This is a genomic window from Thermodesulfomicrobium sp. WS (assembly GCF_027925145.1).
In the GTDB taxonomy this organism is placed as follows: domain Bacteria; phylum Desulfobacterota; class Desulfovibrionia; order Desulfovibrionales; family Desulfomicrobiaceae; genus Thermodesulfomicrobium.
Window position 1 is genome coordinate 1,516,753 of sequence record NZ_AP027130.1, and the last position, 21,084, is coordinate 1,537,836.

The following is a 21,084-nucleotide window of genomic DNA, read 5'->3' on the forward strand; positions in this document are numbered from 1 at the left end:
CCATGTGTTGTTTATTTTGAAAACCCTGCTCTCCAACCTGACGGCAGCTTTTCGCCCCGATCCGCGGCATCCAAGGCGGCGAGGAGAAACTCCTCCAACTGTCGGACAATCAGGGCGTCGGCAAAGAGCTTCTCCCGCGCCGCAAGGGCCGCCTGGCGGAAACGCTGCCGCCGGTGTGGATCGTTTGCCCAGGCCACGGTCACCTCGGCATATTCTTCCAGGCTGTTGGCCACCGGCACATCTATCAGTCCCATCTGTTGGTAGCCGCCGGCGACAATGCGTCCCCGCATAAAACGTCCCGGCCAGGTGACGATAGGCGTACCGTAATACATCGCTTCGTAAAAAGTGGTACCAGAACCAAAGTGCACCGTATCCAAAATGACATCAGAACGGGCCACAAGACCCATATAATCATTATGCTCTTGTCGAGGTAAAAATCGTGCTCTTCTATTGAGCATAGGAGCAGTGCACTGCCAACGGGAACGTAATCGATCCGTCCATTGCTCGGACATTCCTTCGATGAATACAAACTGTGCATTGTGGTCTCGTTTTGCAATTTCTTCCAAAACCTTGTCAAAATCAGGATGGTACTTGAATAAGTTTTGTGGACAAAAATATAGTGGACGATGATCATCAATCTGCCAATAGGAACGATCAGGAATTGAATCGGGAGCTACGATAAAAGCAAAATACGCCGGCAAATGATCGAGCAAAATCAGGCGCTCCGTGTAGTGATGTATGGCGTCACACGGCTCGATCACGTGTGAAGAGATGTAATAGTCAAGAGTATCGATTCCTGAAGTGCTCGCAATACCCCAGCTGGTGAATTGTACCGGCGCCAGACGGGCACAGCCTAGGTATAAGTTTTTTTCTTCCGTAACATTCGGCAAGAACAGGGCATCGAGTGCCACCGCCGCCATTCGTTCCACTTGATGCGAATAGCCGGGGGGCAAATCCACCACCTGATCCGCCCACGTGTTGATTTTGGCGCGCAGGGGATCGTGTTTGGTTTGTGGGGTATGGATGACGAAGACCTCGAATCGGCTGCGGTCGATCTCGCGGATAAAGCCGCTGGTAAACTTGGCCACGGGGTGGTTACACAGGCCGTGGGAGCAGATGCCCAAGCGAATCCTGCGTCCCCGCGGCATACGCCACCGGCGGCAATGCGGGGCCGTGACATTGATCTGCGGTGCCTTGGCGCGAAATACGCGACACAGCGCCTCCATGAGCGGTCGGTCATCTTGTCCCTGGTACGGCAAACGAAAATAGTCGCCAACGACACTCTCTCCATCCAGCGTGCCCGTGGATCGCATGAGCTCTGCAATCCCTTGGGCAAATCGCTGTCTCCAGCGATCGATTTCCGCACGAGACTGGAAAACCCAGGGAAGAAGCAGCCAATATCGAAAGCGGTTCTCGAGGGTATCCGCTACCGCCAAGAGTTTTTCGAAGATGGCAGCAGCGTCCTCACAACGATCAACATTGCTCAAAGAAATACCGAGGAGTTGCAACACCTTTGGGGATTCTGGCGCCAATGCAAAGGCCTTTTGCGCATATTCCAGTGCAGCACCAATATCATATTGATCATTTGCAAGACAAGCGAGATTGATGAGCGGCACTTCATGCTTCGGGTTTATGGTATGGGCTCTGGTAAATGCATCTTTGGCTTGATCAAGACACATTAATTTGCGCAACATATTACCATAATTGTTCCATGCCACAAACGAATCTGGATCGATCGCTGTTGCCCCCTGAAGACTCTGCGCCGCCTGTTCCACATTGCCCGATTTATCTAAATAATCAGCGAGGATAATTCTGTAGCTGATATTTTCCGGATCCAATCGAATGCAATTGCGTAGAGCTTCAATAGATCCGAAAATATCATTGTGTGCGTAGCGTAACTCAGCAAGATGCCTCCAGGCATCCACACTTTCTGGATTTTGACGACAGCATTGCTCAGCACTGATAAGCGCTGCATCCCTTTGCTCTTGTATTCGTGCTTGCAGCTCTTCTACCGCGTCTCCGGAAAGTCCTCGATCCTGACCTTGGACGAGCACTTTTTCTGCAGCATCCAGTTCACCACACTCCACCAGTGCTGCAATGAAGGAAATCCAATATTGGGCTACGTCAGGTCTCGCCTCCAAGGCAGTCTTGAGGTGTTGCAAGGCATCACGAGGAGTGCCTCTCTGCCGGGCCAACTGGCCTAGGTTATGCTGCGCATCGGGATGCGTGGGATTGATAGCAAGGATGGCGCGGTAGAGACGTTCGGCCTTGGCACGGCGACCCTTCCGATGCGCGGTGACAGCCGCCTCAAGGAGGCGCGCCTCTTGAGAGGCTGGCATACGGTTCATGACGGACAACCCTCCGGTCGGCACGGCACAGAGGTTTCGGTGCTCGGACGATAGGGATGCGGATCGCGAAGAAAATCGATGAGCCGACCCTCGTGCTCAATGAGGATGCGGGAGGCAACAATACCTTCGCGCTCCATTTCCGCCAGGATGTCCCACGCCCGCCATTGGGTGGGAATAATGAGGACATCCACCGTCATTGTCTTGAGCACGTCGCGAAATTGAATACGCTGGCCAGTTCCCGGGACATACGTGCCCACTTTCTGAATGTCCGAATCCACCACCAAGGCAAACCGTTGGGCATCGACATCGAAATGATGCATGAATGCTGCCGCCTTACCTGTTCCGCCCCAAATAGCCACTCGTGCCCCACTGCGCACGAGATCATCCAATTGCTGAGCAATAGTAGTGCGCGCTGCCTGACTTTGCGCTGCAAAACACGCGGATGCTTGCGCCCGATCACGCAAGACTTCTGGCACCTGCAGGCGCACAACGCCAATCAATACTTCGCCGTCGTAAGCGCGCTGGAGCTCCTCCACTTCACCGCAAGCGCCAAGGAGCTGAGAAAAAGACGAGGTGGTAAATTGCTGAGGGTGCTCGTAGAAGAGGTCAGCCAGACGACCAGTGGTCAGTACCCGATCAATGCAAGGCACTTCAATGAGCATGCGCACCGCATGGGGTACGGAATGCGCCGCCCAAGCCATGCGGTGAAGAAACATTGCTGGTTCTTGGAAATGTTCCAGAACATGGCGCATAATGACGAGATGGGGCGCAAAGACGGGCACGTCCTGCCAGGGATCAAAGAGCCGACAGTGAAACGCAAAGTCGCCCGAGGCACTCCCGTTGGGGTCAAACCCGATGTAGCGGCCCGGCCAGCGTTGGGCCAAGGCATGGAGAAAATGCCCACACCCGCAACCGATCTCAATGACCGTGGGCTCTGGCGGGAGCTGCGCCAGGGTTGCCTCCACTAACCGGGCAATGTGGCGCTGCCAGCGCATACCGCTGTTGAACATGCGGTTAGGCTGCTCACTGTAGGGGATGGCGTCAGGAAAAAAGGCACGATTCCATACATGGCCGCATGCCGGGCAGCGCACGAAGTGCAAAGGAAGGCGCGCCATGTTTTGGGCGTCTTGGGCGCTCTTCGGCCATCCGAGCGTGGCCAGAGGGGCGGAACCACCGTCAAAAAACGGTGCTGCAAGGGGATAGCCGCATACAGGGCAGGCAGAGGCCGTCAGCGGCTCGGAACATTCTGTGTGTGTGTGTGTGTGTGTGTGGAAGATGCATCACGGCTTTTTCATCTCGATGAATAAGGTTCAAAACCATCGCCTATGAATTGCGATAGCGGCCTCAATGTCTCTACCGCCGCCGGCTTGTCTTGGAATCCTGCGGGTCGTGGCTGCTGCGCAGGACCAGGCGTACTGGGGTCTTGTCCAGGCCAAAGGCCTTGCGCAGCTGGTTTTCCAGAAAGCGCATGTAGCTTTGGCGAAAGACGGCCGGGTCGTTGACGAAGAACACGAAGGTCGGGGGCACGGTCTTGGCCTGGGTCATGTAATAGATCTTGCCCCGGCGGCCGCCCACCACCGGCGGTTGCTGGCGCTCGGTGGCGAAGCGCACGAAGCGGTTGAGCTCTCCGGTCGGCACCCGCACCTGGCTTTGGGCGTGTACCTGCTCGGCCAAGGGGAGCAGGCCGCCCAGCCCCGCCTTGGTCACGGTGGAGGCAAAGAGCAGCGGTGCGTGGCTGAGAAAGGCAAAGGTCTCCTGCACTGTCCGGCGCATCCGTTCTCCTTCTCCTCGGGCCAGGAGGTCGATTTTATTGCCCACCAGGATAAAGGGGATCTTTTCCTGCTCCAAAAACGCGGCCAGACGTTTGTCCTGCGCCACCACGCCAAAGGCCGCGTCCACCACCATGAGCGTCACGTCCGCGCTCTTGGCGGCCTGCATGGAGCGCAACACCGAGAAGTACTCCAAACTCTCCTGCACCCGGGACTTGCGGCGAATCCCCGCGGTATCCACGAACACGTAGCGCCTGCCGTCGCGCACGAGCTCCACGTCCACGGCGTCGCGGGTGGTGCCCGCCAAGGGGCTCACGATGAGGCGTTTTTGCCCCACCAGGGCATTGACCAGTGAGGACTTGCCCACATTGGGCCGACCCACCACCGCCAGACGCAAACCGGGCTCGTGTTCCTCTTCCACGGGCGCTGTGGCCGGGAGCATCGCTTCCACGGCTTCCCGCAATGCGGGGACCCCGTGGCCGTGGGCGGCGGACACCCCCACCACCGGAAAGCCCAAGGCATGGAATTCCGAGCACAAGACCGCCTCGCGCTCCGGGCTGTCCACCTTGTTGGCCACCACGAGCACCGGTTTGCCGCTTTGGCGCAAAAACCCAGCCACGGCCTCGTCATGGGGGTGCAAACCTTCCCGGCCGTCGGTCACCAGGATGACCACATGGGCTTCCGCCATGGCCTCCCGCGCCTGGGCAAAGACGTCCTGGGCCAAGGGGTCATCGGAATCCATGAGGATGCCGCCGGTATCCACCAGAATGCTGGTGCTCTCCTCCCAACGCACCTCGCGCCAGATGCTGTCGCGCGTCACCCCTGGTTCATCGTGGGTGATGGAGACGCGCTCGCCCACCAAGCGGTTGAACAAGGTGGATTTGCCCACATTGGGGCGGCCCACCAAGGCGACAAGCGGCAGATGCTTCATACCCGACCCCCCAAAACCTGGGCGATGGTGGCGGCTGTGGGCGGCTGCAGCACCGCCCGCTCCGTGATGATGGCGGAGATGAGTTCTGCGGGCGTCACATCGAAGGCGGGATTGCGCGCCCCAACCCCTTCAGGGGCCAGGCGGCTGCCGCAAGGGTGGGTGACTTCTTCCGCAGCCCGTTCTTCGATGGGGATGTGCGCGCCGCTCGCAATGGAGAGATCAAAGGTCGAATGCGGGGCCGCCACGTAAAAGGGAACGCCAAAGTGCCGCGCCAGAACCGCCAATCCCAACGTGCCGATCTTGTTGGCCGTATCCCCATTGGCGGCAATACGGTCCGCACCCACGATGACGGCGTCCACTTCCCCCCGGGCCATCATGGAGGCCGCAGCGCCTTCGCAGATGACCTCCACCGGGATGCCGTCACGGGCCAGTTCATAGGCCGTCAGTCGCGCCCCCTGCCACAAGGGCCTTGTCTCATCGGCCAGCACGCGAATGTCTTTGCCCATCTCGCGCGCTGCCCGGATCACCCCCAAGGCCGTGCCATAGCCGCCCGTGGCCAGGGCGCCAGCGTTGCAATGGGTAAGCACCGTACCTTTCTGGGGCAACAGCGCGGCCCCCAACCGCCCCATGGCGCGGCACATGGCCACGTCTTCGTCGTGAATGGCCCGGGCCTCGTCCAAGGCCGCAAGGGCGGCTGCCGCTGGGTCTGGGGCCTTGGCAATCCGCGCCGCCACGCGCCCGACGGCCCAGGAGAGATTCACCGCCGTGGGACGGGCCTGGGCGAGATCAGCGAGCAGCGCCTCCACCGCGGTGCGCCACGAGGCATGGGCACTCACCTCCCGGCATGCCAAAGCGCACCCATAGGCCGCAGCCACGCCGATGGCCGGAGCGCCGCGCACCACCATGGGTCGGATGGCGGCGACCACGTCGGCCACGGTGCGGCACTCCACCCAGGTCTCCTCCCAGGGCAGACGGCGCTGATCCAACAGCTGGAGCGTCCACCTGGACGGATCAAAAACGATATGTGCTTGCATGCGATTCCTCGCTCCACAAAAGTGGTGGGCCATGCTTGGCATGACCCACCACCGCTACCTGGCCTCCCCACCCCTTGGCAACCCTTAGGCAAAGGCAGCCATGAGGCGCGAGAGCACCGCTGGATCCGGCTTATGGCGGTAGCGCGGCCCCTGCTGGCAGACTGGCAAAATCTGGTCCTTCGGCGTGGATGGCCGCTTCAAGAGCACCCCCACCGGGATGCGCTCCCCAAACTCCCATGCCAGGCGCATGGCGGCTTCCTGGTCCGTAGGGTCGTGGGAGGCGGGGATCTCCTGGCAGCGGGCCTTGTACCAGGCAAAGGTGTTGACCTTGTTGAAGGAGATGCACGGGCTCATAATGTCCACCAAGGCAAAGCCCGGATGCCGCACCGCCTGTACAATGGTCTCAGCCAGGTGTTCCTTGAGGCCGGAAAAGGAGCGCGCCACAAAGGAGCATCCCATGGCCACGGCCACGGCCACGGGGTTGAAGGGCATATCCAATACACCCAGAGGCTGGTTTTTGGTCTTGTGTCCCACCATGGTCGTGGGGCTGGATTGGCCTTTGGTGAGGCCATAGATCTGGTTGTCGTGCACGAGCAGAGTGATATCGACGTTGCGGCGGATAGCGGCCAAAAAGTGATTGCCGCCTTCGCCATAGGTGCAGCCATCGCCTGACTCCACGAGTACCGTGAGCTCGGGCTGAACCAGCTTGAGGGCCTGGGCCGCAGGCAGGGCCCGACCATGGAGCCCGGCAAATCCATTGCAGCGCAGGTAATGGGGGGCTTTGGCCGCCTGGCCGATGCCCGAGACCAGGGCGAATTGGTGTGGCGCAAGCTCAAGCCGCGCCAGCGCCGTCTTGAGGGCCGCCAGGATGTCGTGATTGCCGCACCCTGGGCACCAAGAGGTCGGAAACGCACCATAAATCGTTGTATCCAGCATGGTTATTCCTCCAGCAGGGAACGCAGCCCCTGACGAATATACTGTACCGTCATGGCCCGGCCATCGTAGCGCCGGATGGCGTGCGGCGTCGAAAAGCCCGCCGCCCAGGTGAGCAGCCGGGCAAACTGTCCGGTGCTGTTGCCTTCCACCACCACCACGCGGCGCGCTGCCGTGAGATACGGCAGGAAGGTCTCGGGAATGAGCGGCCATACTTGGGTAAAGGTGAGGGCGGCCAGTGTGCCCGGCCCCTCATGGGTGCTTACGGTCTCGCGCACCGCACCGTTGGGGCTTCCCCAGGACACCAGCAGCGTATCCGGGTTTTCTGGGCCGTGATAGGTGGGCGGGACCACCTGTTCCTTGAGCACCGAAAGCTTGTGGAGCCGCCGATTCTGCTGGGCCACGCGGATTTCCGCCGATTCGGTGATATGGCCGCTTGGCTCGTGCTCGTGGGAGTCCCAGAGTACCAGGGATCTGCCGGCGCCGGGGATGCGCCGCGGCGGCACCGGGCCCATGCGCAGGCTATAGCGTTCATACCCCTCAGGGTCGGTGTCGGAGAGGTCCGGCTCGGTGATCGGCGGCAGCCCCTCCACGGAAAAAGGCGCTGCGGTAAAGAGCCCATCGGCCAAAAACTCATCGGAAAGCACGAACACCGGCGTCTGGGCGCGTTCGGCCATGGCAAAGGCCTGGTAGGTGAGCCGGAAGAGGCTCTCCGGGCCATCCGGGGCCAAAACCGCCCGGGGAAACTCTCCGTGCCCTGCATAGAGCACCAGGTCCAAATCCGCCTGTTCGGTGCGGGTGGGAAGCCCGGTGGCCGGGCCTGAGCGCTGGGCCACAAAGAACACCACCGGCGCTTCCATGACCCCGGCCAGGCTCACGGCCTCGGTCATGAGGGCAAAGCCGCCTCCCGAGGTGGGCACAATGGCCCGCGCCCCACCGTAGGCCGCGCCCACGGCCATGTTGGCCGCAGCGATCTCGTCCTCGGCCTGCTCCACCACGATGCCGGCATCCGCCCCGGCCCAGGCCAGGGCCTCGGACAACGACGTGGACGGACTCATGGGGTAGTAGCCGCAAAACCCCACCCCTGCGGCCACGGCACCCAGACAGGCCGCCTGATTACCGTTCACCACCAACCGCGGCTGCGCTGCCGGGGCGGGATCAGGCATGGGAAGTCGCACCCCCGCCGCCTCGCCCCACTGGCGGCCGTTGTGCAAGGCCTCGAGATTGGCGGCCACCGTGTCTTCACCTTTGGCAGCGAACTGCTCGCGCAAAAGCTCCGCCAGGACCGATTCCTCAAGGCCCAGAAACGCCGAGATCACCCCCAAGAGCACGGTATTCTGGAATACCGGACGGCGGGCCAGATCATGAAACGGGACCTCCAGAAGACCGGCCTCGGCAGGCAGCTTCCAGGCACTATCGGCCAGGATCGCCGCCCCGGGCGCAAGCCGGCCCCGATGCAGCGCCACGGATTCTTCGGTCATGGCCGCAAGGAGGTGAAAGGTATCCGCCGGGGCCTCGATGGGCTCTGCGGCGATGCGCAGCCGGACGTTGTTGTGGCCGCCGCGCACCCGGCTCATGACGTGCTGGGCCGCCAGGACGAACCACCCTGAGCGCACGAGCGCCCTTGCCAGCATCAGGGCCGCAGAGTCCAACCCCTGGCCCGCGGCGCCACCTATGATGAGATTACAGGACACAGGCACGAGTTTCCTCCTTGACATTTGAGGTTCTCACTCCTGCGCCCCATGCCATAGGGCCCCGGTGTTGGGCAAGAAGCGAGCGAAAAAATTTCTGACTTCAAGAAAACGCAAACCCCGCCACGGTGGCGGGGTCGCGGATTACTGCGCCGGTGTGGGCGCGGCGGGCCCAGGCGCGGTGGGCACGGGAGTCTGGGGCTCCGGGGTGACCGGGGCCTCCAGCACCACGGATTCCTTGGGTTTGGTGTGCTGCTGGGCACTGAGATACGTAAAGGTCATGGTGGTGAGGAAGAAGACCACTGCCGCCCCGGCGGTAATCTTGCCCAAAAGGCCCCCAGCGCCGGAAGCGCCGAAAAGCGAAGAACTGCCCCCGCCAAAGATCACGCCCATGCCTTCTTTGCCCGATTGCAACAGCACCAGCACCACCAAGGTGATGCAGGCAAGAATATGAATCGTCACGATAAGTGGGTTCACGAATCCTCCGTAGCCTCAGGCCAAAACGATTTTGCTAAAACTTGACGCCTCAAGGCTCGCGCCGCCTACGAGGACGCCATCCACATTGTCAAGTCCAAGAATGGCGCCGGCGTTGTCCGGCTTGACGGAGCCGCCATACAGGATACGCACGCTGCGGCCTGCCTCACCCAAGCTCTCCGCAAGTAGGCGCCGCACCACGGCGTGGGCGGCGTGGATGTCCTCCAGGGTGGCGACTTCCCCAGTGCCAATGGCCCACACCGGCTCGTAGGCAATGGTGAGCCGCGCCGCCCCATCCTGAGGGATACGCGCCACGGCAGAGGTGATCTGCCGCGCGAGCACGGTTTCCAGTTGCCCGGCTCGGCGCTCGTCCAAGGTCTCGCCGATGCACAAGATGATCTGAAGTCCCTCCCCCAGGCCAAAGGCGGTCTTCTGCGCCACGAAGGCGTCGCTTTCGCCAAGCACATGCCGACGCTCCGAATGCCCCACCAGGGCATAGGTGCAGCCCACATCCAGAAGCTGGCGCGGCGCCACCTCACCGGTAAAGGCCCCTTCCTTGGCGGGGTACAGATCTTGCGCGCCAAGCCGGATGTCTGCCCCCTGCAGGGTCCTGGCCAAGGCAGGCAGGTGCACAAAGACCGGGCAGACCAGCACCTCGCGCCCCGCAGGGATGCGGCTGGCAAGGGTGGCGGCCAGTTCCCGGGCCGTAGTCTCGGCCTCGGCCAAGGTCTTGTACATCTTCCAATTGGCAGCGATGAGTTTCGGCATACACGCTCCTTAGCGGCGGGCTTTGGCTTCCAGGGCGGCAAAGGCCGGCAGGGTCTTGCCTTCGAGAAACTCCAAAAACGCCCCGCCACCGGTGGAAATGAAGGAAAATTTTTCGGTCAAGCCGAGGCGTTGGATGACGACATTGGTGTCTCCACCGCCTACAATGGTGAGGCCCGGAAGCGCTGCCACCACGCGACAGAAATTCTCCGTGCCCTGGGCAAAGACCGGATTCTCAAAAGCCCCTAAAGGACCGTTCCACACCACAGTGCCCGCATCCCGCACCACCTCGGAGAACAAGGTGTGCGAAGCCGGACCACTGTCCAGGACCATGGCGTTGTCCGGGACGTCCTGATAGGTGCACACCCCAAGCGGGGTCGTGGCCTTGGGGTCGGTGCCCACGATGTAGTCCACGGGCAGATAGAAACGCACCCCACGCTCCTTGGCCGCGAGCATGATCTGCGCGGCCTCCTCCACCAGGTCGTCTTCCACCAATGAAGTCCCCACGGCAAAGCCCTGGGCCTTGCGGAAGGTGTTCGCCATGGCGCCCACCACGATGAGCGCGTCCACCCGGGAAAGGAGATTGTGGAGGATCCCCAGCTTGGTGGAAACCTTGGCCCCGCCGATGACGGCCACGAAGGGCCGCTTGGGGTCCTTGAGGGCCTCGCCGAGATAGCGCCACTCCTTTTCCAGCAGCAATCCACCGCAGCACACGTCCACAAACTCCGTCACCCCTACCACCGAGGCATGGGCCCGGTGCGAGGCCCCAAAGGCGTCATTGACGTACACCGTGGCAAGCGATGCCAATTGCCGGCTGAATTCCGGGTCGTTTTTGGTTTCCCCAGGATGGAAACGCAGGTTTTCCAGCATGAGGATCTCACCGGGGCGAAGCTGTGCCGCCCGGCTGCTCGTCTGCGGTCCCACCACTTCCGGGACGAGCTCCACGGGCCGATTGACAAGCGCGCTCAGGCGCTCAGCCACCGGGGCGAGGGAAAAGGCTGGATCCACGGCCCCTTTGGGGCGGCCCAAATGCGAGCAGATGATGAGGCTCGCTCCGGCATCAAGAATGTGCCGCACCGTGGGAAGGCTTTGCACGATGCGATTGTCGTCAACAATGTGACCGTCTTTGAGCGGTACATTGTAGTCCACGCGAAGGAGCACCCGCGCACCGGCCAGAGAAACGTCCTGCAAAAACAACATGGCGACCTCCCCCCACGGTTTTAGGGCTGTTCATAAAAAACGTACGTACAATAATTGGAGACTTCAAAATAGATGCGCCGCTCTCCAGGATCGGCAACGCCATTGAGATTGGCATCGAGCACGCCATACCCGAAACGGTACTCTCGGGCGTTACGGTCCGAAGTACCCATGGCAGTGGAGAGCTTGTCGATCTGCAAAAACCGTTTGACCAAGGTGCTGCCGGCATAGATTTCCAAAACACCATTGGTCCCGGTCCAGTTCTGAATGGCTCGGCCCAGTTGGTTCTGCGCTTCCTGCGTGCAGCCCACAAGACCCATCATCAGCACCATCACGGCCAAGCGCCACATACGAACTCCTTGGAGAGTCTTCCACCAGTGGGGAGGCCGCTTGGGCCTCCCCACGTTCTACCATTGTGTTTCGCGCTGCCGGGCAAGGGCTTCCGCCTGCTCCGCAAAGGAGGCAAAGCCCGCCTGATGCAGGGCATCCTCCACCGTGCGTGCCCAGTCCCAATTGGCGTAAATCACCGGCTTGTGGAAGATACGCCGGAAACTATTGAGTTCCTGACGGTAGAAGTCTTCCTTCATCGTGCCCAAATGGTTCTGGAGTTGCTCGTGGAGCCGGGCGAGCTCGCCTTCATACCAGTCCATGAGGTCCGCGGCGGAGGTGTTCTTCTTGAGGATATGTCCGTAGTGGTTCTCCTGCATCAAGGTGTGGAGCCGGGCCAAGTGCTGTTCCGAGATCCACGCGCCCAAGCGTTCCACGGGGATGTTCTCCGCCTCTACTTCCGCCACGTCGAACTTGGTCTGCTGGTAGGTGTCCGGCACCACCGAGGCCGAGACAATGCCCGCAATGCACACCAGCCCGCGCACGATCTTGGAGTTGGAAACCCCCTGGCCGCAGAAACCGATCTTTTTGCCGTACTTCTGGCCCGTAAAGATGGTGGTGAGGATGGCCCATACCACCGCCGGGTCTTCCTCGTCGTAGATGTGACGCAACCGCGAGTTGTCCCGGTCCGTGCCCAGGACAAGCTGGGTCATATCGTTGGAGCCGATGGAGAATCCGTCGAACTCTTTGATGAACTCCTTGGCGAGAATGGCGTTGCTCGGAATTTCGCTCATGAGGATGAGCTTGAGCCCCTGATCGCCCGAGCGCAAATTGTGCACCTGCGCCAAGTAGCGCTTCATGGAGCGGGCCTCCTCCAGGGTGCGCACGAAGGGCAGCATGAGATGGAGGTTGGTGCCGCCGTACACCCCGCGGGCCAGCTTGAAGGCCTCGATCTCCCAATCGTGCACCTGGCGGGACACGCCGCGGTAGCCGAGCATGGGGTTGTCCTCGTAGGCCTCGAACAGGGAGCCGCCCAAGAGGTTGCGGTATTCGTTGGTCTTGTAGTCCGTGGTGCGGTAGACGATGGGCCGGCCGTGGAAGGCCATGGCAAAAAGCGCCAGCCCCTGAGAAAGGCCCTGGACATAGAGCTCCTTGCCGCTGCGCACCCCACGGGAACGCAAGATTTCTGCGATCTTCTGGGGCAAGGTGCGCACGAACTCCATCTCCTGGGCAAGTCCCGCCTTGCGCGCCACGTCCTCGCGCAAGGCGGTAATGCGCGCTAGGACATCCTGCACCATGGGATCGTCTTTGATGCGCGCCACCTGGGCCTGGATGCTCTCTTCGATCTCGGCGCGACGGCGCTGGGAAGCCGGGTCGCTCCCCAAGGATTCCAACTCGTCGGCATAGCCCATGATGATGGCCACGTGGGTCGCCAAGTCATTGGAGGTCTTGAGGGTCTCCAGGCGCTGGGTGGCGTACTCCAAATGCACATCCAAACGTTTGTCGAGCTCGCGCAGCTGGCGGTGCAAGGCGAGCACCTCGTCCGTGCCTTTGGAACCTTCCCGTTCCGTGAGCTCCTCCATTTGGCGGGAGAGCTCGGTCACCATGCCCACATAGGCCCGCAGCTTGATATCCAACGTGGCAATGCCCGAAGCCATCTGCTCGGCAAGCAGCTTGGTGAGGTCTTGTTCCATCTCCGCGAGCTTGGCCTGGACCGTCTGCTGCAAAGTCCCCCGGTCGTAGGCCTCCAGCGCCAAGGGATGCACGCCGATATTGCCGAGCATGAACTCGGCCCGCAGCAGCCCCACTTCGAAATCCGGCACGTCGCGCAGACGGGAGAGGAACATGGATTGGCCCACATCGGCAAGGATCAGGCCGATCTTGGTCTTGGTGGGCGGGAGTTTGCTCACATCGATTTCCCCGCCCACTTCCACCAAGGGCAAAATCCCCCGGTACACCTTGCCGCGCGAGCCATCCACCGTCACCTCATGACCGTCCAAGGCCCGCAGCTTTTCGAGACGCTTGATGCCGATAACCGCCGGAATGCCCAACTCGCGCGAGGTGATGGCCGCGTGGCTGGTGTCCCCGCCGGCATCGGCCAAAATGGCCGAGGCGATGCGCATGCCCGGCACCATGTCCGGGTCGGTGCGGTCTGCGGCGAGCACGTCGCCCTTGTTGATCTTGTTGAGCTCCAGGGCGGAGCGCAAAAACCGCACCTTGCCCTGGCCTGCGCCGCGGGAGGCGCCATTGCCCTCCAGCAGCACTTCGGCCCGGGACAAAGCCGTGGGGTCCACTTCCTTGCGGCGCATGAAGATGGAGTGCGGATGCTTTTCCAACTCCTCGTTCCAGCGGGTCTCAGGCCGGGCCTGCACGAACCACAACCGATCCCACTGGTCGATGCAGAACTCCGAATCCATGATCATACCGCCGTAGGCCTGACTGATGCGGCGCACCCCCTTGGCCACGGCCTCGGCCTGGGCAAGCGAAAGGGACCAGCGGTAGACCATCTCCTCGGGCACAGGCTCCACCTTGGTGCCCTTGCCCGACTCTTTGTACACGATGCGCTTGTCTTTGCAGCCCATGAAGCGGATGACCACTTCCTGGCCGTCTTCGCGCTGGTACACGTAAAATTTGTCCGGAGTCACCATGCCGCTCACCACCGCCTCGCCCAGACCGTAGCTGGCGTCGATGGAGACCAAGTCATTGCGGCTGGTGCCGCGGCAACCGGTGGCCGTGTCCGCGGAAAAGGCGGTACCCGAGATCACCGGGTTGATCATGCGCATGATGCACACCGACAGAGACGTATTCTCGATGGCCCACTCCTGCTTGGCCTTGATGGCAATGGAGTCGTCGCCGGTCTGTTCCGCCCGGGCCACGGCATCCAAGATGGCCTCACGGCGGTAGGTCATGGAGCGCAGGTTGTACGCCGAGGCGCAATCCCAGTGGTAGGCCTGCACCACGTCGTTTTCACCCACGATATTGAGATAGGTATCCTGAAGACCGGCAAAGGCCTTTTTGCGGCTGTCCTCTCCCGCGGCAGAGGAGCGCACCGCCACGGGCTCGTTCTCCAGCCCCGCCTCCCGGCAGATATCCTGATAGGCCTGACGCACCGCCATTTCCACTTCCTTGGGCAAATCCACGGAAAGGATGGCGGCCTGCACCAGCACCGAGCGCTTGCGCAGTTGATCGATGCCTTCGGGAGAAACCGCAAATCCCTCCACCACGTTGTTGACGAAGGTGCGCAGGCGGATGAGCGTGCCTTCATGGCGCTTGGGATGTTCGCGAATCTCCTGGGCAATGCGGCGGACGAACTTCTGCAAGAAACCGGCGTCCTTGTTCACCTCCGGCGAGGACCAATCCACGGACTCATACGCACGGTCCACCGTGGCGCGCACCACCGCAGCATTGACCTTGGTCTCGTCAAGGATTTTATGGAAAGCGATGGAAGAAATGGCCCGAAATTGCGGCGCACGAATACCGTCGATGGTACTGATGATGGCGGTGTTGTAGTTTTTTCCGCCAACGAGAAGCTCGGCCTCCTCACCAATGGCAACGATATCCTTGCCGGTGAGCACCAGCTGGGCCTTCAGGGCCTCTGTCTGTTCCATATCCATAGCGGCTCCTTGTGCCTGCTCCGTGGAAGGGGTTTGGGTTTTTTGGGCTTTTTTGGCCATGTGCACTCCTTTGGACTGCGGGTGCCAGCATCTTTCCCGCAAACTCTGCCACAAAAATCACTCGCACGCCAGACCTTGACGACACCCAAAAGGGCAGCTTGAGGAGAAAATTTCCTCGCGCGCACTACACCTTCTGACCACATCCGGGGCAGAAGCGGTACTCCTCCCGCGTGACCGCCATGCCGCACGTGGGACATTTCTTGGGGGCGGGGACCAATACCACCAGGAGTTCCCCCTCCTTGACCGGCACCATCTTCTTGTCCTCATGAAAGTCCGCGAATTTCAGCACGCGTTCCACCATGCCATCCACGGGTGCGAGCACGGCCTTTTCCTGCTTCATGATGGAGATATTGCAGATCTCTTCGCCTTTTTTGACCAGATCCCCTGGCTTCACGTGCATGACCCAGAGGTCGCCATTGGATGGGGCAGCCACATGATAGGGATTGTTGGGATCCGCCATCTCCACGCCGCCCTCGTCCTTGGCCGTGCCTTCCGCCACCTTCACCTGCATGCTGAAAAACTCGGAATCGAGACTGTAGGCAACCAGGCTCATGCCGTGGTCGTCAGGGCGGGCGATATGCGTGATCACCAGCTCATGGTGCTTGCCGAGGCTGTCGCGGAAAAGGAGCTTCTCGCCCACCCGCAATCCCTCGAACCAGACATGCAGCGGCAAGTTGTTGGGATCGCCGTACGTGCGCACGAATTGGATGGTCTTGAGGGCGTCGCCGGGATGATTGAGGTACATGATGAGCTCTTCTTCCGTGGGCGCCCGGCCAATGTGCTCAGTCAAGGCGCGGGTCTCGGCGGCGATATCCACGTCCGCCAGGTTCACCAAGGGAGAGCGCTCCGTGCGCCGCGCCAGGGCCTCCGCATAGTCGGGACCAAAGGCGGAGGCGTACACCCAATCCGGCGGGAACCCCAAGGGCAGGCGGCCGAACTTTCCAAGCAAGAGGTCGCGGAAGGCGTCGTTGGCGTCCTGATAGATCATGAGGCGGTCGCGACGCAGCTCCTCGGAAACCTGATCTTCCGGCGTATTTACAACCTGATCGAGCACATGCAAAAGCCGCCGCACCGCCTTGCGTCCACCGCGTTTGAAGGCGCAGGTCACCGCCAGAAACGCCGTATTCCAGGTAATCTGCGACCCAGGAGTCACGTCGTGGTAGCGTACGATTTTGCGCGTCCCGGCCAGGAACTTGAGCATGTACGGCAGCAGATGAATATATCCCTGCTTCATCGCCCCTTCCTGCGAGGACGATGTGGCCCCTCCCGGCATTCCATGCTCGACGACGTCATAATCGATGCCTTGAAAATACGGCGCGGTGTAGCGATCGTAGTAGGGCATGATCTGTTTGAGCACAAAGCCCGCAGTACGGATCATCTCTTTGTTGAGATTGGTCTTCATGCCCAGCTCTTCGATGTAGGCCGCGGTGGAGAGCACCTCCCCCTGGCCATACCAGCGCACCGCCGCACCGATGGCGGTATCGACGATATGGGCTCCGGCCTTGGCGGCCGCCGCCACTGCAGGTACGAAGAGTCCATCCGTGTAGTGCCGATGATAATGGATCACGAGCTCCGGATAGGCCTTGCGGAGGGCGGAAACGAGCTCGGTCATGAACCGGGGCGGACACACCCCTGCCATGTCCTTGAGCCCAAGGATAATGAGCTTTTCCGCTTTTTTCTTGGAACACCCCGCCACTTCGGCGGTCATGGCGATGATCTCCTCCACCACGCCCAGATAGTGCGGCACGTCAAACCCCTGGGCCCACGAGAGCGAGATGGCCGGCTCCCAGATATTCTTCCTCGAGGCGAGCGCCACTTCCGCAAACGGGCGCATGTTTTCGATGTGATTGAGAAAATCGAAACAGCGGATGACGTCGTAGTGCTCGCAGATCATCTCGCCGGTGCGGCGCATGAGGTTGCGCGGCTGGGGCTTGTAGCCGAGCACATTGGTGGAACGAATGAGGATCTGTTTGAGGGTCTTGGGGGCAAAGGCGTTCCACTCCTTGGCCTCGGTAAAGGGATAGGTCATGTTGGCGAGCATGGCCACGTGGAAATGGGCACCGCCGCCGTTTTCCAAGGAGAAGAACCCGCAATTGTCCAAGTAGGGACCAATGATGCGGTCCTCGGCCAAGCGGAAGCGGTTGCCGGAGTTGGACTGGGTGATGTCACGGCACGTGGTGTCAGAAAAATGCACGTACCCGGAATCACGAATGAAATCGAGGATGGCGTCGCGATCTCCGCGCGGGTAGGGATAGCGGTAGTATTCCGGCTCGATGCGCGGCAGGCTCGGCCGGAAAGGACCGATGCGAACGCTGTCGCGGGTGCGGTATTCGCCCAGTTTCAAATACGGATTATACCCCTTGGCGGAAATTTCCGCCACCAAGCGGGCCAGACGCATGGCCTCCGGCTCTGGATCCCGGTAGTCCATGAGTTCGGGAGTGGTATCCACAAAGGTGGTGTCGTAGTCGCCGCTGCGGAAGCGGGGATGGGCGATCACCTGCCGGTGGAAAGGGATGGTGGTCTTGAGCCCGCCGACAATGTACTCGCCCAAGGCCCGCTCCAAGGTCCCCAGCACCTTGTTCCAATCCCGACCATACGCAATGAGCAGCGACGCCGCCGAGTCATACTGCGAGGGAAATTCATAGCCGCTGCTCACGCACGAATCCACTCGAATCCCTGGGCCGCCAGGCGAGATGTAGCGGGTGATCCGACCGGAGTTGGGGGCGAATTTCTGCCGCGGGTCCTCACAATTGATACGCACCTGGATGGCACAGCTATGCGGCAGGATTTCTTCTTCCCGCAGCCGCAGTTCGGCGCCAAAGGCCACGGCGATCTGCTCTTCCACGAGGTCGATGCCGTAGCGGCACTCGGTGATGCCGTGCTCCACCTGCAGACGCGTATTGACCTCGATGAGGTACGGTCGCCCCTCGCGGTCCACCAGAAACTCCACCGTGCACAAGGAGAAATAGCCCACGGCCTGCACCAAGCGACGGGCGTAGTCCTTGAGCTGGGCGCGCAGCGCCGGTGTCATGCCCGGCCACGGGGAGGGGGTGATCTCCACCAGTTTCTGATGATTGCGCTGAATGGTGCAGTCGCGCTCATCAAAGGCGAAGATATTGCCGTACTTGTCGGCGATCACCTGGATTTCGATGTGACGCACCGAGGTGAGCAGTCGCTCCACATAGAGCCGGGGGTTGCCGAAGGAGGCCTGCGCCAAGGCCGAGGCCTTGATGAAGGAGTCTTCCAGTTGCCCTTCGTCGAACACCTCGTAAATGCCCCGGCCGCCGCCGCCGCCTTCGGCCTTGAGCATGACCGGCAAGCCCAGCTGCCGGACCACCTCTCGGGCTTCCTCAATACTCACCGCCCCCTCGGAGCCAGGCACCACCGGGATATCTAGGCTTTTGGCAAGTCGCCGCACTTCGACCTTGTTCCCCAAAAGCCGCATGGCCTCGGCCGTGGGGCCGATGAAGACAATGCCCGCCTCCGCACAGACCCTCGGGAAGTTGTCGTCTTCGGAAGCAAACCCCCACCCGGGATGGATGGCAATAACCCCTTTGGCTTTGGCCTTGGCCACAATGGTCTGGATGTCCAAATACGCCCGGTGGTCTTCGCCCAAAAGCAAAAGTTCATGGGCTGAAGCTGTATAGGGTGCGGTTTTGTCCACATCCGTGGCCGTCACCAGAGGCACTGCATGGAAAACTTCCTTGATGGAACGCATGATCCGCCGCGCCGGGATCCCCCGGTTGGCCACCAAGATCTTTTTCCCACGAAGTTCCTCGACAACCGCATCGAAGGTGCGCGCCATCTCTTTCTCCTCAAAATCGCTCTATGAGTTAGGGGACAGAGGTCGCAGCGATCCACTGGTGATCCGCGCCTCTTCGCCTCCAGGAAGCGCCAACCGCAAGGCCCCGTCCTCGGCCACACCGCAGAGAACACCACAAATCGATGATCGATGATCTTCGACCTGAACCCATTGGCCATGCCAGGCCAGACAGGAAGAAAGGGAAGAACACCACGCCGCAGGACTCATGGAGGCAGGGATCGTCTCGTAGCAGAGACGAAGCCCGTGCACAAGTTGCCGCCACAGGGCCAAAACCGGCGGGCACGGCGCGGGAAGCCTCCCTGCGGGAAGAGCTGCTTCGGATCGAAGCTCCTCGATTGGCGGGGCGGAAACAAGATTGATGCCAATACCGGCCACGAGCACGCCGTCGCGCTCTTCCAGGAGGATCCCGCCGAGTTTCTTCCCTTCCAAAACCAGATCGTTGGGCCACTTGAGACGCACGGCTTCCTGCCCCAATCCTTGGCGTATCCCGAACCCCACCATGAGGGAGACCAGCGGCACCCAGGCAGAAGGGAGGTTCGGCAACCGCACGCTGGCGTAGAGGTTTCCCGGAGGAGAAGTCCACGACCGCCGCATCTGTCCTCGGCCTGCCCATTGGCGGGCGCATAGCACCGAATCCCACGGGGCAAGCTCTCCGCGCCGCACCAACTGCCACGCCACGTCCAAGGTCGAAGAACAGGCCGCAAGCACCCTCACCCGTTCCGGGCCAGGCCAGCCAGGATCCGCACATCCCATGGCCTGCCACAACGAGTCTTCGGGGCGCAGCGGTGCGCCCAAGGCATCGTCATCCCAATCCACACAGAGAGGCATCAGGCAGTGCCCGCCTGCTTTGCGGCTTTCTTTTGCAGGAGCAGCTTCTTCAAGGCCACCTTGTCCGCCGGCGGTCCTTGCGGGGGCAGGCGCCGGGTTGGGGGCGGCGGAGCCTGGCGGCGCGGCGGGGCAGGACGCGCCGCAGCCTCCTGCTCCACAGGTGCTGGCGCAGGGGGGGACACAGCGAGCGTTTCAGGGTCCCGCGGCAACGGGGGCGCAGCCTGCGGCGGCCGCACCGTGGTCGCGCCTGGTGACGGCGGAGTCGAGGCAGGCGCTGCCGGCGTTTTCGGCATAGCGGCGGCGGACGCTCCCAGGGGCGCCGCGGCAGGCCGGGAGGTACTGGCCAAAGACGGGCGGGGCGCAGCCACCGGCCGCGGCGGAGAAGGAGCAGAAAAGGCCGCAGGCTGCGGCGGCGCTGTGCTCGCGGCAGCCGGGCGCGGGGATCCAGCCAACTGATAAAACACGGCGCGCATATACCGCCGCGGCTCGAACATTGTCGTCACCCCGGAAAGGGACTCGGTGGACCCAATGATGAGCGCACCGTCCGGTTCGAGCACGCCAGCGATCTTCTCGAACACCGCCCGCTTGTCGTGATGCGTAAAGTAGATGGCCACGTTACGGCAAAAGACCACATCGAAACGGCCAAGGCCGGTAAACGGCTTCATGAGATTGAATTTCTTGAATACCGCCATGGCGCGGATCTCGTCCTTGATGCGCCATCCATCTCCAGTGGACGTAAAATAGCGGTGTAAGACATTCATGGGGAGCCCACGTTCAATCTCAAACTTGTTGTACTTGCCGTAGCTCGCTTTGGCGATGGCTTCGTCGGAGATATCCGTACCGAGGATCGAGATCTGGTAGCGATCGAGCCGCCCGAGGGTCTCCACGAGGGCGATGGCGATGCTATACACCTCCTGACCCGTGGAACATGCCGCACTCCAGATGCGAATGGGGATCGGCCGGCCTGCATATACCTTGGAGCGGGCGTCGATGATGTCTGGGAGGATTTTGTACTTGAGGACCTCAAAGGGAGCATTGTCGCGGAAAAACAACGTCTCATTGGTAGTGATGGCGCTGACAATATCTTTTTCCATCTCCCCGCTTTTGTCCGCAACGGCCCTCTGGTAGAGCTCCATGTAGGACGACAGGCCATACTTGGAAAGCAATGGCTTGAAGCGCGACTCCAAAAGATATGCCTTGCTCGCATCCAGGGCCACGCCGCACAAGGCATAGACATATTTGGTCAGCGTACTGATTTCGTCGGCAGTAATGGCCACCATAGGCGTTCTG

14 protein-coding genes are annotated in these 21,084 nt (G+C 61.3%); all 14 read right to left on the bottom strand.

Features of this window, described 5'->3' with window-relative positions:
• Positions 1-11: 11 nt before the first annotated feature.
• Positions 12-2,348, bottom strand: a complete 2,337-nt coding sequence (locus QMF81_RS07315) for a tetratricopeptide repeat protein (protein WP_281750106.1) — start codon at positions 2,346-2,348, stop codon at positions 12-14.
• Entirely contained in the window at positions 2,345-3,463 is a 1,119-nt protein-coding gene (locus tag QMF81_RS07320) for a class I SAM-dependent methyltransferase (RefSeq protein WP_281750108.1), read from the bottom strand. Before QMF81_RS07320 ends, QMF81_RS07315 begins: the two co-directional genes overlap by 4 nt.
• Before the next feature lie 238 nt (positions 3,464-3,701).
• On the bottom strand, positions 3,702-5,048 hold the full coding sequence (der, locus tag QMF81_RS07325) for a ribosome biogenesis GTPase Der (protein WP_281750109.1): 1,347 nt from the start codon (positions 5,046-5,048) through the stop codon (positions 3,702-3,704).
• Positions 5,045-6,082 carry an S-methyl-5-thioribose-1-phosphate isomerase gene (gene mtnA, locus QMF81_RS07330; RefSeq protein ID WP_281750110.1) on the bottom strand — a complete coding sequence of 346 codons (1,038 nt, stop codon included), beginning with the start codon at positions 6,080-6,082 and terminating at the stop codon, positions 5,045-5,047. Before mtnA ends, der begins: the two co-directional genes overlap by 4 nt.
• 84 nt (positions 6,083-6,166) lie before the next feature.
• A complete protein-coding gene (locus QMF81_RS07335; RefSeq protein ID WP_281750111.1) occupies positions 6,167-7,018 on the bottom strand; it encodes a 2-oxoacid:ferredoxin oxidoreductase subunit beta in 852 nt (283 codons plus the stop codon).
• A 2-nt stretch (positions 7,019-7,020) separates the two neighbouring features.
• The gene (locus QMF81_RS07340; protein WP_281750112.1) at positions 7,021-8,715 is read right to left on the bottom strand and encodes a 2-oxoacid:acceptor oxidoreductase subunit alpha; all 1,695 of its coding nucleotides are present in this window, start codon (positions 8,713-8,715) and stop codon (positions 7,021-7,023) included.
• Between the two features lie 135 nt (positions 8,716-8,850).
• Entirely contained in the window at positions 8,851-9,183 is a 333-nt protein-coding gene (gene secG, locus QMF81_RS07345; protein ID WP_281750113.1) for a preprotein translocase subunit SecG, read from the bottom strand.
• A gap of 15 nt (positions 9,184-9,198) precedes the next feature.
• Entirely contained in the window at positions 9,199-9,948 is a 750-nt protein-coding gene (gene tpiA / locus QMF81_RS07350) for a triose-phosphate isomerase (RefSeq protein ID WP_281750114.1), read from the bottom strand.
• A gap of 9 nt (positions 9,949-9,957) precedes the next feature.
• Positions 9,958-11,145 carry a phosphoglycerate kinase gene (locus tag QMF81_RS07355; protein WP_281750115.1) on the bottom strand — a complete coding sequence of 396 codons (1,188 nt, stop codon included), beginning with the start codon at positions 11,143-11,145 and terminating at the stop codon, positions 9,958-9,960.
• 20 nt (positions 11,146-11,165) lie between these two features.
• Complete coding sequence (locus QMF81_RS07360; RefSeq protein ID WP_281750116.1) at positions 11,166-11,492, bottom strand: hypothetical protein; 327 nt, start codon at positions 11,490-11,492, stop codon at positions 11,166-11,168.
• Between the two features lie 57 nt (positions 11,493-11,549).
• Complete coding sequence (locus tag QMF81_RS07365) at positions 11,550-15,083, bottom strand: PEP/pyruvate-binding domain-containing protein (protein WP_281750117.1); 3,534 nt, start codon at positions 15,081-15,083, stop codon at positions 11,550-11,552.
• A 184-nt stretch (positions 15,084-15,267) separates the two neighbouring features.
• A complete protein-coding gene (locus QMF81_RS07370; protein ID WP_281750118.1) occupies positions 15,268-18,948 on the bottom strand; it encodes a pyruvate carboxylase in 3,681 nt (1,226 codons plus the stop codon).
• 21 nt (positions 18,949-18,969) lie between these two features.
• A complete protein-coding gene (locus tag QMF81_RS07375; RefSeq protein ID WP_281750119.1) occupies positions 18,970-19,782 on the bottom strand; it encodes a biotin--[acetyl-CoA-carboxylase] ligase in 813 nt (270 codons plus the stop codon).
• 11 nt (positions 19,783-19,793) lie between these two features.
• On the bottom strand, positions 19,794-21,074 hold the full coding sequence (locus QMF81_RS07380; protein WP_281750120.1) for a CheR family methyltransferase: 1,281 nt from the start codon (positions 21,072-21,074) through the stop codon (positions 19,794-19,796).
• Between the last annotated feature and the right edge of the window lie 10 nt (positions 21,075-21,084).

Coding starts and splice junctions, on each gene's coding strand:
- QMF81_RS07315 (WP_281750106.1), bottom strand. CDS start 2,348: ATGAACCGTATGCCAGCCTCTCAAGAGGCGCGCCTCCTTGAGGCGGCT.
- QMF81_RS07320 (WP_281750108.1), bottom strand. CDS start 3,463: ATGGCGCGCCTTCCTTTGCACTTCGTGCGCTGCCCGGCATGCGGCCAT.
- der (WP_281750109.1), bottom strand. CDS start 5,048: ATGAAGCATCTGCCGCTTGTCGCCTTGGTGGGCCGCCCCAATGTGGGC.
- mtnA (WP_281750110.1), bottom strand. CDS start 6,082: ATGCAAGCACATATCGTTTTTGATCCGTCCAGGTGGACGCTCCAGCTG.
- QMF81_RS07335 (WP_281750111.1), bottom strand. CDS start 7,018: ATGCTGGATACAACGATTTATGGTGCGTTTCCGACCTCTTGGTGCCCA.
- tpiA (WP_281750114.1), bottom strand. CDS start 9,948: ATGCCGAAACTCATCGCTGCCAATTGGAAGATGTACAAGACCTTGGCC.
- QMF81_RS07355 (WP_281750115.1), bottom strand. CDS start 11,145: ATGTTGTTTTTGCAGGACGTTTCTCTGGCCGGTGCGCGGGTGCTCCTT.
- QMF81_RS07360 (WP_281750116.1), bottom strand. CDS start 11,492: ATGTGGCGCTTGGCCGTGATGGTGCTGATGATGGGTCTTGTGGGCTGC.
- QMF81_RS07365 (WP_281750117.1), bottom strand. CDS start 15,083: ATGGATATGGAACAGACAGAGGCCCTGAAGGCCCAGCTGGTGCTCACC.
- QMF81_RS07370 (WP_281750118.1), bottom strand. CDS start 18,948: ATGGCGCGCACCTTCGATGCGGTTGTCGAGGAACTTCGTGGGAAAAAG.
- QMF81_RS07380 (WP_281750120.1), bottom strand. CDS start 21,074: ATGGTGGCCATTACTGCCGACGAAATCAGTACGCTGACCAAATATGTC.